This window comes from Candidatus Eisenbacteria bacterium (assembly GCA_005893275.1).
Taxonomy (GTDB): domain Bacteria; phylum Eisenbacteria; class RBG-16-71-46; order SZUA-252; family SZUA-252; genus WS-7.
Genome location: VBOW01000017.1, coordinates 1 through 14,503, shown reverse-complemented (window position 1 = coordinate 14,503; position 14,503 = coordinate 1). Strand labels below are relative to the sequence as shown.

The 14,503-nt window shown below is 65.2% G+C and carries 12 protein-coding genes; 10 read left to right on the top strand and 2 right to left on the bottom strand.

What is annotated here, in order from left to right:
- Window positions 1–37: 37 nt before the first annotated feature.
- Window positions 38–511, bottom strand: coding sequence for a DinB family protein (locus E6K76_02755; protein TMQ60054.1), 474 nt, complete (start codon window positions 509–511; stop codon window positions 38–40).
- Between the two features lie 147 nt (window positions 512–658).
- On the opposite strand from E6K76_02755, the gene E6K76_02750 reads away from it, so the two are divergent.
- The 4 genes from E6K76_02750 to E6K76_02735 all read left to right on the top strand — a co-directional run bounded on the left by E6K76_02750 (window position 659) and on the right by E6K76_02735 (window position 4,401).
- Window positions 659–1,309, top strand: coding sequence for a hypothetical protein (locus E6K76_02750; GenBank protein TMQ60053.1), 651 nt, complete (start codon window positions 659–661; stop codon window positions 1,307–1,309).
- Window positions 1,310–1,350: 41 nt separating this feature from the next.
- Window positions 1,351–2,370, top strand: coding sequence for a M50 family metallopeptidase (locus tag E6K76_02745; protein ID TMQ60052.1), 1,020 nt, complete (start codon window positions 1,351–1,353; stop codon window positions 2,368–2,370).
- A 353-nt stretch (window positions 2,371–2,723) separates the two neighbouring features.
- Window positions 2,724–3,842: a hypothetical protein gene (locus E6K76_02740; GenBank protein ID TMQ60051.1), complete on the top strand. Its 1,119-nt coding sequence runs from the start codon at window positions 2,724–2,726 to the stop codon at window positions 3,840–3,842.
- Between the two features lie 55 nt (window positions 3,843–3,897).
- On the top strand, window positions 3,898–4,401 hold the full coding sequence (locus E6K76_02735) for a DUF4440 domain-containing protein (protein ID TMQ60050.1): 504 nt from the start codon (window positions 3,898–3,900) through the stop codon (window positions 4,399–4,401).
- 32 nt (window positions 4,402–4,433) lie between these two features.
- Here E6K76_02735 and E6K76_02730 read toward each other — a convergent pair whose 3' ends face one another.
- Window positions 4,434–4,853: a hypothetical protein gene (locus E6K76_02730; protein TMQ60115.1), complete on the bottom strand. Its 420-nt coding sequence runs from the start codon at window positions 4,851–4,853 to the stop codon at window positions 4,434–4,436.
- Window positions 4,854–5,065: 212 nt separating this feature from the next.
- Between E6K76_02730 and E6K76_02725 the strand changes: the two genes are divergently transcribed.
- From E6K76_02725 to E6K76_02700, 6 genes are all read left to right on the top strand, one after another.
- Window positions 5,066–5,764, top strand: a complete 699-nt coding sequence (locus E6K76_02725) for a transcriptional regulator (protein ID TMQ60049.1) — start codon at window positions 5,066–5,068, stop codon at window positions 5,762–5,764.
- A gap of 516 nt (window positions 5,765–6,280) precedes the next feature.
- Window positions 6,281–7,363 carry a 2,3-diaminopropionate biosynthesis protein SbnA gene (gene sbnA / locus E6K76_02720; GenBank protein TMQ60114.1) on the top strand — a complete coding sequence of 361 codons (1,083 nt, stop codon included), beginning with the start codon at window positions 6,281–6,283 and terminating at the stop codon, window positions 7,361–7,363.
- 8 nt (window positions 7,364–7,371) lie between these two features.
- Window positions 7,372–8,385: a 2,3-diaminopropionate biosynthesis protein SbnB gene (gene sbnB, locus E6K76_02715; GenBank protein ID TMQ60048.1), complete on the top strand. Its 1,014-nt coding sequence runs from the start codon at window positions 7,372–7,374 to the stop codon at window positions 8,383–8,385.
- A complete protein-coding gene (locus E6K76_02710) occupies window positions 8,382–10,856 on the top strand; it encodes a peptide synthetase (GenBank protein TMQ60047.1) in 2,475 nt (824 codons plus the stop codon). Before sbnB ends, E6K76_02710 begins: the two co-directional genes overlap by 4 nt.
- A 67-nt stretch (window positions 10,857–10,923) precedes the next feature.
- Entirely contained in the window at window positions 10,924–13,380 is a 2,457-nt protein-coding gene (locus E6K76_02705) for an amino acid adenylation domain-containing protein (protein ID TMQ60113.1), read from the top strand.
- A gap of 12 nt (window positions 13,381–13,392) precedes the next feature.
- Window positions 13,393–14,394, top strand: a complete 1,002-nt coding sequence (locus E6K76_02700) for a TauD/TfdA family dioxygenase (protein ID TMQ60046.1) — start codon at window positions 13,393–13,395, stop codon at window positions 14,392–14,394.
- Window positions 14,395–14,503: the final 109 nt, after the last annotated feature.

Below are 14,503 nucleotides of genomic sequence, written 5' to 3'. Positions count from 1 at the left end.
TATACGATGTCGGGAGGCGAGTGGGCAGCCTGATCGCTCACACGGCCAAGCGCACGTGTGCCTTCTTGAGAAGCCCGACCTGTCCCGCGTGGTAGAGCACGTGCTGCAACTCGCCAATGATCAACTCGAACCACGTGCCGTCCACACCCGGCCGCGTCCCATGCACCTTCTCCGCCTCGAATCGTCTGATGGTCGCCGCCAGCGTGTTCCCGGTCTCGAACAGGCGCGCCACCGCTGCCGACCACCCCGCCTCGTCGGAGAACGACGCGGCGGGCCAGTCCTGGGCGTCCGACACCTCGGGTGATTCCCCCTCGAGCCGGCGCCGCACCACGTCGTGCCAGGTGGTGGCGTGCAGGACGATCTCGGCGATCGTGTGGGCTTCGGGGATCGGTCGATGGAGGGCCGCCTCGCGCGTGATCCCCTCGAGCGTCTCCCGCCAGGATGGCCCGTGCCAGGCATCGCCGTTCAGTGCCCGTGTCAATTGGTCCGCCAGCCGCTCGCATTCGTTCATCGTTCCCTCCCCTGGTAAGGGGCCCGCACAGGCCCTAGCATATAACCCGTGTATCGGCTAACATGGGTTATGATGACCCAGGCGACATAACCTGTCAAACTGCTTTTGAGGGTTAGTATCGGGTCGGCGGCGGCGGGAGGAGGACCTGTGAAGGATCAATTCAAGAGCCCGTGGCCGGGCACCGGAACCGGTGGAAGCCTGGCGTTGGACTTTGCGAACACGCTCGATTGGCGGCTTCGCAAACGGCCCGTCGAGCTGCTGCGCGCCTTCCCCGATCTGCTGCGCTGGGGTTGGTCCGGGGGTGCGCTCGGACGCGCCGAGGTCGGCAGGTTGCGCGCCTGGGCCGGATCGCATCCGCGCGCGGCGGCGCGCGCGCTGACCAAAGCAATCGAGGTGCGCGAGGCGATCGCTGCGGTGTTCAGGGCCAGAATCCGAGGAAAGACGCCTCCGTCCGGTCCGCTCCGGCGGCTGGAGGCGGCGTGCCGCATGGCGTGGGCGGCCCGCACGCTCCAACCGAGCGGCCGTGCGACGGGGTGGGCGTGGCGCAAGGGCGCGTCCGACCCGAACCGGCTGGCGTGGGCCGCCGCGCTCGACGCGGCCCACCTCCTGACCTCGGCCGATTGCCGGTTCGTGCGCCAATGCGGCGACGCCGAGTGCGGCTGGTTCTTCCTGGATACCTCGCGCAGTCACAGCCGCCGCTGGTGTAGCATGAAGAGTTGCGGAAATCGCAACAAGGTACGCGCCTTTTACCGCCGCGTTGCCGCGAGACGCGCGCGGACCTCGAAGCGCGAGGCGTAGTTGGATCACGGGGACAGAATTTGAGATCGATTCTATCATTCATGATGCTTCTGGGAGGTGCTTCGTGCGCCCTCGCGGTGCACGAGGCGGGACACCTCGTCGCCGGCCGAATCATGGGCTTTCGCTTTGGCTTTTTCGCCATCGGTCCAGTCTGGCTCGCTCGCGAGGGAGCCAGCATTCGCCTCCGATGGAATCGACTTCCCGCCGCATGGGGCGGAATGGCCCTAGCGTATCCCACGGACACGCGCGCGCTCGCGGCGCGGATGGCCTTCTACGCGGCCGGAGGTCCGCTGGCGAGCCTCGCGCTGTCGGTCGTTGCCTTCTGGGTCGGCAATTCCATCCCCGCGCTCACATCCCTCAGTCGATGGGCCATGGTGCTCGCATTGATGTCTGCGTGCGTGCTGGTTGCCACCGTCCAGCCCTTTGGCACTGGAATCGGAGTTCGGAGTGACGGCGGCAAGGTCCTGCTCTTCGCGGCGAACCGGGTGAAGGCCAAGGAAGAGGCCGCCGTCGTGGCATTGATGGGGCTGGCGGCAGCCGGGGTCCGGCCGCGCGAGTGGAGCGCAGAGCTGGTACGAACTGCCGGGGCGATACGCTCTCCGGCGGCATTGGCACTTGGCGCCATGACGCTCGTTCTACGGCACCGACTCGATCAGGGAAATCGCCTGCAAGCCGAGGCCGCCGTCGACGCGCTCCTCGGCATGTACGATGCCTCCCCCGCGCTGGTCCGTGGAGACGCGGCAGCCGAGGTTGCGTTCTATTTGGCGTTCTTTCGTCGAGATGTGGTGGAAGCGAAGAAGTTCTTGAAGGATGCCGAGCCGGCTTTGACGGAGCAGCACCGGATCTTCCGCGCGGACGCGGCCGTTCGCCTCCGCTCCTCGGACGCCGCGGGGGCGACGCGGGCCCTCAGGAAGGCGCAGGCTGCTCTTGAGCATGCGCTTGTTGAAGTGACGGACCTGGATCGGGATCTCGTTGCAGCCGTCGGCAACGAGCTGGTCGACGCGAAAGGAAGCGCGCAATTGAAGGGGAGCCTTGTGATCCAGGATGAGGTGGCCAGATGAAACGGTTCCTGCTTCTCCTTCTCATACCCGCGACAAGCTCGGCCACGACCTATCCTGGATTCCGGGATATGATCTCGGATTCCTCCGTCTGTTCGGAGCCTCAAGTCGGAAAGCCAGCCTACCTTGTATCCATGCCGGATTCGATCTTTCGCACGCCATTCAGGAGGATCGCCGGAGACCCAGGCGCACCCATCCCTCTTGGGCCGGGTCCTTCGAAGACGTGGGGCTCCGACGTGAGGCACGTGTATTCCAAACAGGAACCCTGGAACTCGGATCAGTCGTGGGTACTGATCGAGAACCGCTCTGGCGGCACCCCAAGCAAACTCACCTTGGATGGGGAGACATTTCTCCCGGTGCAAAGGATGGGTTGCGGAAGCTTCGCGCCGTGGGATTTTCGCTGGCATCCCTCCCGGGCGTATCCCCACGAGCAGATCAACGTCTCGCAAGATGGTCGGACCCTCGAATGGTTCGACGTCCTGGAGTGTCGGCAAACCAGGGCGTGGCCTCTGCCGCTCGCGGTGGACGGCTTCGGCAAGGGAGAAGGAAATCCATCGAATGATGGCCGGTTCGTCGCTCTGAGCAGCGGGAGCTCGGTATTCGTCGTGGATATGGACCCGCAGCCTCCGTACGCGCCGTATCCGAACGTCCGCGTTGGGCCGATTTTGACGCTTCCAACCTCCCTTCCCGCCCCGCCGGACACGATTGGCAACGTCTCGATCTCTCCCCTGGGAGACTATGTGGACGTGAAGTACGCCGACAAAATCTATCGCGGCGGCTCGACCGATTCGTTGGTGACGGCCGACGCGCATCGCATCCTGGGCGTCGATCCCGGCACCCTCGCTTTGAGCGCCCATCCCATGTCGCCCGGCACGGTATGCGATCCCGGAGGAGCCTACGCATCCCTTTTTCCTCCGTCCCAGGGCTGGATTTTCCCGCTCAAGCATGCCGATATGGGTCTCACGGAGACCGGCGAAGAGGTCATCGTCGGGGGAAGGGCTTGTGTCGGCGGGCCGGACATAGGCCGTGTGACGATGGTGAAGCTCGACGACGGCACGGTCCTCGGACTCACGAATCCGGAGAACGAGGCATCCGTGGGATGGGTGTCCATGCGGAATCTGGACCGGCCCGGATGGGCCTACGTCACGTACATGAACAATCCATCCCAGATCGGCAAGCGTTACTGGGACGAGGTGATCTCGGTCAAGACGGACGGGAGTCGCGCCCTGCAACGCTGGGGACACACGCACAGCGACTACGCGGGATGCTACCGATGCGAGCCCCACGCGGTGCCTTCGAGAGACGGAACAAGGGTCCTCGTGGCGAGCGATTGGGCGAAAAACTGCGCCGCGGGATGCGGCTCGCAGTCCGTGCGGCAGGGCTATGTTTTCGACGGCCGGCCGACCCGAACCGTAGGGCCCGCCTCACGGCAGATCGATCTGGACCGCCCGACAGGATCGGACGGCAGGAATTGATTAGAAGGGGCGCGTGCGATGAGTGGTTCTCACCGACCAGAGTCAGGGGGTGCTCATGAGGTCGTTCGCGCTGTGTCTGTTCCTCCTCCCAACCTTCCTACTCGGATGTAGCTCCACTCAGCGGGACTTTGAGACCGAACGCCGAGACATCCTCGCGCAGGATCAAGCATGGGCTTCGGCCGCCGCCGCAAAGGACCTCGAGCGAACAGTCGCGTACTGGACCAACGATGCTACGCTCATGCCGCCCGACATGGCGGCCCTGAAAGGCAAAGACGCGATTCGACAATACGTCGCGGCCGGGTTCCAAGCCCCAGGCTTCCAGGTGACATGGAAAGCTCAAGAGGTGGTCGTGGCTCCCGGCGGAAAGATGGCCTACGAGATCGGGACCAACCAGTTCACGATCGCGGACCCCGCCGGCACCACTCACACGAGCAATGGGAAGGCCGTGACGGTGTGGCGCAAGGATCCAGATGGGGTCTGGCGCTGCGTGGTCGATATCTGGAACAGCCAGCCGCCGACAGCGGGCAGCCCGCACCGCGGAGGGACGTCGGGGGGCTAAGCCCTCTGGTCTCGTGCCGGTTGCCTTCGCCGTTACTTGTCGCTGTACTCGGAGCTCAGCCGCCCAAACGCCAGAGCACCCAGGGATAGGCCAAAGTCGCGAAGCGCCACATCGAAGTATCCCGGGATCAGGAGCAGGTTGACGATGATGCCCCAGAGCCAGACCGCGACCACGTAGCTGAAGATCCGTGGCCTCAGGGCCACACCGACGCCCGCTACCACCTCGATGACGCCCACGACCAACATCAGGGCATGGCCGTGGCCGCCGACCAAGTTGCTCACCACGCTGGGCAGATATTTGTACCAGTCGACTAGTAGGTTGAAGAACTTGTCGAGACCCGCAAGGATGGGCGCCACCGTGAAGCCGAAGTGCAGGATCCGATAGGCCTGGTACGAAGGCCTGGTGGTGTCTCGTGCGGCGGTGGACGGTTCGGCCAGCTCCGCGCCTCCCATGGCGATGGTTCTTGCATTGCCCATACAGTTCCTCCTCTCGTACCGGGGGGTGGACCGCGCCCCGCAGATTCCCCGGCGATGCCTCCGGTAGGGTGGGTTCTCGGTGCTTTGCTCCTTTTCTATAACTAATGCATCTGATGTTTAGAACGCGGGAGCGATTCAGATAAAGTCTTTTTACAAGCGATCGTACGTTTTAGAATGGACCCAATCCAATGAATTCCAAGGAGTTCGCCAAACAGCTGGAAGGTCTCGCGGCTCTCGACGAGCCGGTTCGCCGGAAGCTCTACCTGTACGTGGTCGGGCGGGGTGGGGATGTCAGTCGGGACGAGGCGGCCCGGTCGACGCGGGTGTCTCGCGCTCTGGCGGCCTTCCACCTCGACAAGCTTGTGGAAGCGGACCTCCTACAAGCCACGTTCCGCAGGCTCTCGGGTCGCAAGGGTCCAGGCGCCGGGCGCCCGTCGAAGCTCTACCGCCGCTCTTCCGCACAGTTCGACGTGAGCCTCCCGCAGCGCCGCTACGAGCTTGCTGCGCACGTACTCGCCCACGCGCTGGCCAAGGCGGGAGCCGGCGCCACGCTGGAGGCGCTGCGAAACGCGGCCCGCGAATGTGGCAAGCGGCTGGCTGAGGAATCCGCTGCGGGCACAGGACGGGGCGGCCCCCTCAGCCGGGCGGCGCGGGCGCTGAAGGCCCTCGGCTTTGAACCGCAGGGAACGACCGGCGGTGAAGGCGAAGTAGTGCTACGCAACTGCCCCTTCGATTCGCTCCGGACCGAGTCCAGAGACCTGATTTGCCCGATGAATCTCGCGTTGATCGAGGGTCTACTCGCTGGTCTTGGAGTGAAGGGGGTGCGAGCGAGGCTCGCTCCACACGCGGGAACGTGCTGCGTGGCCCTGAAAGGTTCGCGACGCTGATGACCACTGCTGCCAGCGGTGTCCTGTGGCGCGTTGGCCGAAGGTTCTACCAGAACTATGTAACCCTTGACCCCTCTGCCTGCAGGTTGTTTTCCCGTAGGTCCCGCAAGGCGACTTCCGGCTAGGAGCACCACCTGCCAGCCCCCCCACCTGCTTTGTCTGAGCATCCCAATTCTACAAATCATGTCCGGACGTATCCGAAACGGGACAAAAGCGGGACAAATCGCTCAACGCCCCTCTCGATCCCCAGATCAATCAACCCTCGCATGTCCTCCTGGCTCACAATCCCCGCGGTTTCAAAGAGTTCTCTACGGAGCGGCCGCGAAGCAGCAGGTAATGCAAACTGTCTGTTTAGTCCGGGATGAAATTGCATGGCACGCATAATGCCTTTCGCCACCTACAGCGCGAGTGTTTTGTACATCGGTCCCGCTGCCATCGCGAGAATGCGGTGCGCGCGGGGTTGGCGGAGTTTCCGCCAGATGCGCCTTGTCAGCCAACAACTTGCTTGGACTGCTCATGCCTCGGCACAATGGCACATCGACACGGACGCCCATTTCGCAATTGGGCAGGGTATCTCGCAAATGGGCCCCCTTCGAATCTCGACTTGGAATAGAAACGGACCGGGTCGGCCTCCCGACCGCCGGTCCGCCCTCACCTCTCGCCGCGCGCTTGGAACTGCTGGGCAATCTGCTACGACCCACCCCGCACGTGCCATTGGCCATGAAGGGCATCCACCTATTTGCCAAACTGGAGTATGTCAACCCGGTTGGCAGCATCAAGGACCGCTCCGCCTACTGGATCCTAAAGCGAGCCGCCGAGCGAGGTGAGATCCGCGACGAGACGACGGTGATCGAATCCTCCTCTGGGAATTTCGCCGCCGCTCTCGCAGCCTTCACTCACCTGGTCGGCCTGAAATTCATCCCGGTTATCGACCCCAAGATTTCCAGCACGTACGAGTCGTTCCTCCGGCGCATCTGCCCAAAGGTGGTGAAGGTCGAGGACCTGGACGACACGGGCGGATTTCTGAAGACCCGCCTGGAGATGGTGAAGCATCTTTGCGCCACCGTTCCGAACCCGTACTGGACGAACCAGTACGGAAATCTGGACGCCATGGAGGCGCACTACGAGCTCACGGCGGGCGAGATCTGCGCCGATTTCGACTCGCTCGATTATGTCTTCATCGGCGTCAGCACCGGGGGAACGATCGCCGGGGTGTCGCGCCGCCTCAAGGAGCGCTATCCGAACGTTCGGGTCATCGCCGTCGATACGGAAGGTTCCGTCATCTTCGGCGGGGCGCCCCGCAAACGTCATATTCCGGGCATCGGGTCGAGCATCGTCCCACCGTTGTTGTCGCATGCCGAGATCGACGACGTCGTATTGGTTCCCGAGCGCGAGGCCATTCAGGCGTGCCGGGAACTCCTCACGATCCATGGATTGTTCGCCGGCGGCTCCAGCGGGTCCGCGTTCGCGGCCATCAAGCGCTACTCGGAGAAGATGACAAGGTCCAAGCGGCCCACCGTGCTGTTCCTGTGCGCGGACCGCGGTACGGCATATCTCGACACGGTGTTCGATGCGAGCTGGGTGTCCAGGCTCGAGTAGGAGGAGGCGTGCCGTTCGAGCTTTCGATCATCAATGGTAAGACCGTCTCCGACATCATCCGCGCCGATCGGGAGGAATGCATCGAGATCGTGCGGGGGGCGTATCTCACGCACGCCAACGGACGGTCCGTCAACCCCGATAGCTACTTCTTGCGGTTCTCCGACAAGCCCGATTGCCGGATCATCGCGCTTCCTGCCTACCTGGGAGACGGCTTCGACGTGGCCGGGCTGAAGTGGATCGCCAGTTTCCCCGGCAACGTCCAGCGAGGTTTTCCGCGTGCCTCGGCCGTCCTCGTGCTCAATCGTTACGACACCGGTTACCCCTTTGCCATACTCGAGAGTTCGATCATCTCGGCCTCACGGACAGCCGCTTCGGCCGTTCTCGCCGCGCACTGGCTGGGGGGGCGATCGCGGCGGGCCCGCTCGCTGGGAATCGTGGGCACCGGGTTCATCGCCCGGTATGTCTACGAGTTCCTGATCGACACGGGGTGGGCGATCGAGGAAGTACGGTTGTACGACCTGGTGCCTCTCGAGAGCGAGAAGTTCAGAAACACCGCCTGCCGTCCCGAGCGGCACCGCACGGTCACGATTGTCCCCGACGTGGCACAACTCGTCAGGGCCTGCGATCTGATCGTCTTCACGACCGTGGCTTCGACGCCCTACATCACCGACCCTGCCCTCTTCGAACACAACCCGTTGGTGCTGCATATTTCGCTTCGCGATCTAGCACCCGAGATCCTCCTCAGGTCGCAGAACGTGGTGGACGACGTCGAGCACGTCATGAAGGCGAACACCTCTCCCCATCTCGCCGAGAAGCGGACGGGAGACAGAAGCTTCGTGTCGGGCACGCTTGCCGACATCATGCTCGAACGCCGATTTGTCGATCGCAGCCGTCCGATCATCTTCTCGCCCTTCGGCATGGGGATGCTCGACCTGGCGGTCGGCAAGTGGGTGTATGACAAAGCGGTCGCCGCCGGCAGGGACCTGCGCCTGTCGGACTTCTTCTACGAGGTCGTGCGATGAACCCTGAATCGACGGTGATCGAGGAGCGGCGCCGCGCCGCCACCCTTAGCTCCGAGAGCGTCCTCGCCGAAGTGCTGGCGGGTGTCCTGGGCGTCGACCGCGTGCCGGTCGATCGCCACTTCTTCGAGGAGCTGGGCGCCGACTCCCTGGTGATGGCCCATTTCTGTGCGCGGGTGAGGAAGCGAGGGGACCTGCCGTCGATATCGATGCAGGACGTCTACCGGCATCCGACGATCCGGAGCCTTGCAGCAGCGCTCGCCGACGCCGAGCCCCGCGCTGTCCAGTCGCCGGTGCCGGCACCGACCGAGGCGGTCGCACCGGCGAGCAGGTTGGAGTACGTCGCCTGTGGAGTGCTGCAGCTCCTGTCGTTTCTCGGCTATTCCTACCTTGCCGTGCTCGGCGCAGGCTTGGCCTACGAATGGATCTCCGCGGCCCCGGACATGGTCGAGATCTACTTGCGGCTCGTGCTATGCGGCGCCGCGACCTTTCTCGTCGTGTGCAGCGTGCCGATCCTGGCGAAATGGGTGCTCATCGGTCGCTGGAAGCCCGGGAGGATCCGTCTCTGGAGCCTGGCGTACGTCCGCTTCTGGTTCGTCAAGACCTTGATCCGGGCGAACCCGTGCGCCCTCCTGTTCGTCGGTTCTCCTATCTACGCGCTGTACCTGAGGGCGCTCGGCGCGAAGATCGGCTCGGGCGTCGCGATCTTCTCCCGCCGAATACCGGTATGCACCGACCTGCTCACCATCGGCGCGGGAACGATCATTCGCAGGGAGTCGTTCTTCCAGTGCTACCGGGCGCATGCAGGTCGAATCGAGACCGGAAGGGTCACGGTCGGCCGGGACGCCTTCATCGGCGAGCAGACTGTGCTCGACATCGACACGTCGATGGGGGATGGGGCGCAACTCGGTCACGCCTCAGCGCTGCACAGCGGCCAGGCGATACCCGCCGGCGAGCGACGGCATGGATGTCCGGCACAGCGCACGGAGGTGGACTACCTGAGAGTCGCGCCAATGCCCTGCGGCACGCTGCGACGGGTCTCCTTCTCCGCCGGCACGCTGCTCCTGGTCTTCCTCGTGTACCTGCCGTTCCTCGAGGGGACTCCGTACCTGCTCGCGCAGGTCGTGCCGTCGCTGGCAAGGCTTCTGCATCCGAGTGCCGCAGGCGTCGGCGTCTTGACGTTACGGGAGCTCTCGATCGACGCACTGGAACTCTCGCTGATTCTGGTCTTCGGCGCCGTTCTCATCGGCCTGCCCCTCGTGGTCACGATCCCTCGCCTTTTGAACCTGTTTGTCGAGCCGGACAGGGTCTATCCGTTATATGGCTTCCACGACAGGGTACAGCGGGCGATCACGCGCGTGAGCAACATCAAGCTCTTCGCCCGTCTGTTCGGCGACAGCTCCTACATCGTCCACTATCTGAGCTGGCTGGGGTACCGCCTGTCCCCGGTCGAGCAGACCGGGTCGAACTTCGGCACCTCGGTGTGGCAGGCAAACCCCCACTTGTGTTCCGTCGGCACCGGCACGATGGTCGCCGACGCGCTGGCGATCATCAACGACGAAGTCTCGAGCACGTCGTTCTGCGTGTCTCGCGTATCGATCGGGCCGCACAGCTTCCTGGGCAATGGCGTCACCTATCCACCGGGAGACCGGACCGGCGACAACTGCCTGCTGGCGACCAAGGTGATGGTTCCGCTGGACGGCGCGATTCGCGAGAACACAGGCCTGCTCGGCTCACCCTGCTTCGAGATTCCACGAACCGTCGACCGGGACACCCGATTCGATCATCTTCGGATCGGGGAGGAGTTCCCCCGCCGCCTTGCGGCCAAGAACCGGCACAATATCCGCACCATGGGGATCTTCCTCTTCGCGCGGTGGCTCGGCGTCTTCATCGTCGCCCTGCTGGACCTTCCCGCCTTCGCGCTTTACGACGTGGCGGGACATCTGGCCACGGTCGGGCTCCTGGCGGCGAGCCTCTTGGTCAGCCCGTTGTATTTCATTTTGGTGGAGCGCTGCCTGGTCGGATTCCGTTCGCTCGGGCCCATCTACTGCTCCATCTACGACCCGCGGTTCTGGCTGTACGAGCGCCTGTGGAAGGTGCCCGCCATGGACTACCTCCACTCCTTCGACGGCACCGCGTACAAGACCTTCCTCTGGCGTTTGATGGGGGTTCGGATCGGCAGGAGGGTCTTTGACGACGGCGCCCACATACCCGAGCGAACGCTCGCCACCATCGGGGACCACTGCGCGCTCAACAACGGGAGCCATATCCAATGCCACTCACAGGAGGACGCCACCTTCAAATCCGACCACACCACGATTGGTGCCGGCTGCACGATTGGCGTCGGCGCGCTGGTCCACTACGGAGTGACGATGGGTGACGGCTCCGTTCTCGCCGCCCACTCCTTTCTCATGAAGGGAGAGGAGGTGCCGGCACACGCGCGCTGGGGTGGAAACCCGGCCAGGGAGATGTGAGATGAGCAGCCTCGGACTGCGGGACACGGGCACCCGCGCGGAGCGGGGCCGGGAATTCTGGCGCCGCATGCTTCTCGCCGGTCCGTTCACCGTGCTTCCGCGGTGGACCCGTGAGCCGGCGACCGGCGTGGGCGAACACGAGTCGAGGATCCCCGACGAGCTCGTGGCGGCATTGCGCCGTCTGGCGGACGAGCTGGGGGTGTCGTTCAGCTCGGTCTTGCTGACCGCGCACGCCAAGGTCCTGGCCGCTCTTTCGGGTGAGCGCGAGGTCTCGACCGGCTATGTCGCCCCGCAGGGCCGCTCGCCTTTGCTCTGCCGGATGACGACCGAACCGCACTCCTGGCGGGCGATGCTGCTGGAAACGCACCGAGCCGAGGTGGAGCTGCTGTCGCACGCCGACTTCGCGGTCGAGGATCTCGGGCGTGAGCTGGGCCTCACCCAGCCCTTGTTCGAGACCGTCTTCGATCCGACGGCCGCCGCCCGTGGCGAGCTCGCCGAGGGCACCGTCCTCCGGGTCGGCATCGAGGAACGGGACGGGATCGTAATCCGGCTGCGCCACAGAACGGACGTGCTGGACGCGGAGTGCGCCATGAGGATCGCCGGCTATCACATTACGGCGCTCGCCTGGGTCGCCGCCGACCCGGATGCCGAGCACGCGCGGCAGAGCCTGCTCTCCGGCGAGGAGCTGCGATTCCATCTCGATGGTCTCGCCGGCCCGCGCAGGAAGCTGCCGGACCGCCGAGTCCACGAACTGTTCGAGGAGCGCGTCCGTGCACACCCGGACGCCATCGCGGCCGTGCACGGCGACCGTCACTGGACCTACCGGCAGCTCAACGGCGGTGCCAATCAGCTGGCGCGAGCCCTGTTGGCGCGAGGGCTCGGCCGCGAAGGCATAGTCGCCGTGGCGACCGAGCGCAACCTGGACTGGATGGCCGCGGTGCTCGCCATCTTCAAGGCGGGCGGCGCGTACTTGCCGATCGAGCCCCGTTTCCCGGCCGATCGCATCGCGAGGATGCTCTCCCGGGCCGGGTGCCGGCTCGTGGTGACCGAACGCGGCAGCACGGCGACGCTCGACCGCGCGCTCGAGTCGATGTCCGGAGTCCAGACGCTCTACGTCGACACCGTCCACGAGGAAAACCACGCCGACGTCGATCTGGGTGTCCGCGTTTTCGCCGACCAGCTCGCCTACGTCTACTTCACCTCCGGCTCCACCGGTGAGCCCAAGGGCGTGATGTGCGAGCACGCGGGCATGCTGAACCACGTCTGCGCCAAGATCCATGACCTGGGCATCGGCGAGGGCGACGTGGTGGCCCAGACCGCACCCCAGTGCTTCGACATCTCGCTCTGGCAACTGGTCTCCGCGCTCCTGGTGGGTGGGCGCACGCTGCTGGTCGAACAGGAGGCCGTCCTGGACGCCGAGCGTTTCCTCGACAGGATCGTGGGCGGCAGGGTCGCCGTCGTTCAGGTCGTGCCGTCCTACCTCGAAGTCGTCCTGTCGTATCTGACGCTGCGCCCCCGCGAGCTCCCGGATCTGCGCTGCGTCTCGGTCACGGGCGAGGCGGTGAAGAAGGAGCTCGTGCAACGCTGGTTCGCGACCCAGCCTGCGATCAAGCTGGTCAACGCGTACGGGCTCACCGAGACCTCGGACGACACCAATCACGAGGTCATGGACCGCGCGCCCGACCGGGAGCGGGTTCCTCTCGGTCGCCCGATCCACAATGTGCACGTTTACGTTGTGGACCAGCACATGTCACCCGTACCGCTCGGCGCGCCCGGTGAGATCGTATTCTCCGGGGTGTGCGTCGGCCGTGGGTACATCAACGATTCCGAACGCACGCGACGCGCCTTCATGGCCGATCCACACCGTGAGGGGCGCCGCCTGTACCGGAGCGGCGACTATGGCCGCTGGCTTCCCGAAGGCAAGCTGGAGTTCCTCGGCCGCCGGGATACCCAGGTCAAGATCAGCGGCTTCCGGATCGAGATCGGCGAGATCGAGAACACCCTGCTGCGCTTGCATGGCGTCCGCGACTGCGCCGTCGTGGTCACCGGGCGGGTCGACCAAGGCAGGCGCCTCCTGGCCTTCTATTCCGGAGAGCGACCGCTCGATGCGAACGCGCTGCGGGACCGGTTGAGTGAGTCTCTGCCCGAGTACATGGTGCCATCAGCCTTCCACTGGCGGAGAGAGCTGCCGTTGACGGAGAACGGCAAGATCGACCGGAAGGCCTTGACGGCGCTCGCCGGAGAACTCGATGTCGCCGAGCAGGACCGCGACGGGCCGGGCACGGCGACCGAGCAGCGGCTGGCGGCCGCGTGGGCGGAGGTGCTCGGCATCGCGAAGTACGAGATCGGCCGGCGCGATCACTTCTTCGACCTGGGCGGCACGTCGCTGTCGGCCCTGAAGCTGGTGATCACCTTGGATCGTGCGGTGTCTTTGAAGGACCTCACCGACCACCCGATCCTAGCCGACCTGGCCACGCTGATCGATGGCAGGGCCGAGCGCCGCTCCCAGAACGGCAGCGCCTGAAGGGGAATCGAGATGTCGACCTCACCCCCGACCTCACAGCTCCACGTGGACCGGCGACCTGGAAAACCGCCGATGCTCCAAGCCGAGGCAACCGGCGGCGCGCCGCGCTGGGCGGCGGAGCACCGCGACGCGCTGCGCGCCCTCGTCGTCGAGCACGGTTCCCTCCTCGTTCGCGGTCTCGGGCTGCGCGACGCGGCCGAGACCGAGGCGGTCTTTCGGCAGCTGGGCGGCCTGATGACCGAGCGGGAGGCGTTCGCGCCGCGGCGAAGCTACGCGAACGGCGTGTACTCCTCGTCGAAGTGGCCCCCCAACCAGCCCATGTGCATGCACCACGAGCTCAGCTATGCGCTCCAGGTCCCCGGCCTCATGCTGTTCGCCTGCCTCATGGCGCCAACGGCCGGGGGCGCTACCCCGGTGGCCGACTCGCCGACCGTGCTTCACGCGCTCCCCGCCGAGCTGGTCGAGCGTTTCGAGAGGGTGGGCTGGCTCCTGATCCGGAACTACAACGACGACATCGGGGCGTCGATCGCCGGAGCGTTCGGGACCGACGACCGCTCCGCCGTCGAGAGTTACTGTCGTGCCAACGCGATCCGGTTCGAGTGGCAACCCGACGGCGCATTGCGCACCTGGCAGCGCCGCAGCGCGGTTATGGCTCACCCGCTCACCAGCCGGCGGTGCTGGTTCAACCAGATCGCCTTCCTCAGCGAGTGGACGATCGAGCCGGAGGTGCGCGAGTACCTCGTGGACATCTGCGGTGAGGACGGATTGCCGTTCAATACCCGCTTCGGCGATGGCGACCCGATCGGCGCGGATGTCGTGCAGGTGATCAACCAAGTCTATGAGGCAAACACCGTACGCGAGCCTTGGCAGTCCGGCGACCTGATGCTCGTGGACAACATCCGCACCGCGCACGGCAGGGAGCCCTTCCAGGGGCCACGCGAAGTGCTCGTCGCGATGGCCGACGCGATGCACCTGGCCGACTGCTCGCTGACGACCGAGGTGACCGGCAAGTGACGGCAACCGCTCCCACAGCATCGGACCCAGCGGTGTCCGAGCCCAACACGGCGCGCGCCCCCACGCCGGCGCGCCCGTCTCGATTGGCGTCCGACGAAGTGCATGTTTG

Coding starts and splice junctions, on each gene's coding strand:
- E6K76_02705 (TMQ60113.1), top strand. CDS start 10,924: ATGCTTCTCGCCGGTCCGTTCACCGTGCTTCCGCGGTGGACCCGTGAG.
- E6K76_02725 (TMQ60049.1), top strand. CDS start 5,066: ATGAATTCCAAGGAGTTCGCCAAACAGCTGGAAGGTCTCGCGGCTCTC.
- E6K76_02710 (TMQ60047.1), top strand. CDS start 8,382: ATGAACCCTGAATCGACGGTGATCGAGGAGCGGCGCCGCGCCGCCACC.
- E6K76_02745 (TMQ60052.1), top strand. CDS start 1,351: ATGATGCTTCTGGGAGGTGCTTCGTGCGCCCTCGCGGTGCACGAGGCG.
- E6K76_02735 (TMQ60050.1), top strand. CDS start 3,898: ATGAGGTCGTTCGCGCTGTGTCTGTTCCTCCTCCCAACCTTCCTACTC.
- E6K76_02700 (TMQ60046.1), top strand. CDS start 13,393: ATGTCGACCTCACCCCCGACCTCACAGCTCCACGTGGACCGGCGACCT.
- sbnA (TMQ60114.1), top strand. CDS start 6,281: ATGCCTCGGCACAATGGCACATCGACACGGACGCCCATTTCGCAATTG.
- E6K76_02730 (TMQ60115.1), bottom strand. CDS start 4,853: ATGGGAGGCGCGGAGCTGGCCGAACCGTCCACCGCCGCACGAGACACC.
- E6K76_02755 (TMQ60054.1), bottom strand. CDS start 511: ATGAACGAATGCGAGCGGCTGGCGGACCAATTGACACGGGCACTGAAC.